Origin of the sequence: Amphibacillus indicireducens (genome assembly GCF_039539605.1) — a bacterium.
In the GTDB taxonomy this organism is placed as follows: Bacteria; Bacillota; Bacilli; order Bacillales; family Amphibacillaceae; genus Amphibacillus; species Amphibacillus indicireducens.
Genome location: NZ_BAABDL010000161.1, coordinates 1 through 1,387, shown reverse-complemented (window position 1 = coordinate 1,387; position 1,387 = coordinate 1). Strand labels below are relative to the sequence as shown.

1 protein-coding gene is annotated in these 1,387 nt (G+C 38.7%); it reads right to left on the bottom strand.

All coding sequences use genetic code 11. The features are described from left to right. A partial coding sequence (locus ABD814_RS13180) for an IS4 family transposase (RefSeq protein WP_344914186.1) occupies positions 1–1,292 on the bottom strand: 1,292 nt, incomplete at its 3' end. Positions 1,293–1,387 lie beyond the last annotated feature (95 nt).

Here is a 1,387-nt window from a genome sequence, read left to right as displayed (position 1 = left end):
AGTTGACTTTTAATTAATTTTTGAATTCTTTTATTGGTGTGCTTTATGGTATCTTCAAGAAGTTCGATTAATTGCTGTAAAGCGACAGCCCAATCAAGCTCGTTTATTTCATCAGATAATTCATAAAATATGCCACCCAAGGTTCGATCATCTGAGTTGCATCGGTTTTGCCAGGACAGCACAATGTACCTTGTAAACACAATGGTTGTGTGGCTAATTAAAGCATCATATGAGCGGCTTTGAAATTCCTTTTGAAGTTTTAGTAGCGACTTTGTCGTTTTGAAGAACACTTCAATATCCCAGCGCATGCCATATATGCGAATAATGTCTCGATCGCTCAGCGTACAGTCGGTACTCAGAATGGCAAGCCAGTCACTTTTTTTATTTCTGTTACGCACAAAGACCACCTTAACAGGGACACCGTTGGCTTGCGTTGTGTAGATCGAGCGTAAAATACCGTTCTTTTCATCACTTGGTGTAGCCAAGTGATAAAGTTGCTTTAAACTTAAACGGTTGTCGTTGACAAGATAGCGTTGCTTAAGATTTTTAACCATGCCAATCACATCAAGCCCTTGTTCTGTAATCTCTTTGATAAGAGGTGGTTGTGTAAACCATGAATCCATTAACACATAGGAAGCATCAATGCCCGATTTAATCGCGCGTGTAATCATATCAGGAATCTGTTCTGGTGCGGTTTGTAACGCTTCTTTTCGGCGTTTGTAACCAGAGCTGCGTTTATCCACTTTTTTAGATATACCGTTAATGTGACTCTTTCTCGAGCTTAATAATGAGAAGTCAACGGGTAGAAATGTTGCGCCATCAGACCAGCCCAACGTTAATAGACGAAAGCCTTTGTAGAAACGCATTTTCTGTGAAGCATGGTCAAAACAACGAGCCAGAAGCTCGACATGTTTGCTTCGGTTACGGTCATAAGATGAATCATCTAAAATGAATACTTTAGGCCGATCATGGCGCGTCAACTTGGATACTTTTCCAATGGTAAATGCAGACAGAGAAAGTAGAAAGCGACGCCAATTGAATGTTGAATGGTTCAGAAAACGGTAAATGGTATCCTTTGCAGGAAGCTCTAAAGATTTCTTGCTTTCCAACATACGAAACCAATTTCTGTTTTCAAAGATTAAACAGAAGATGAGTTTGAAAATGTAACCGCAGGAAAATCCAAATGATTTCGTAATTCCCGCATCACGCAAATGCTTTAACACATTCAATTCTTTAAAAACCGATTTTATTTCGTTTGGTAGTTGCTTTTCTTGGGTATTATTCGTTATCATAGTAGGAGGCACCTCTTCTATTTTGGTAGTGATTCTGCAAAATCTATTATACCAAAAGTTAGGGTGTCTTTTCATGTTTTAAATGAAATGTCAAC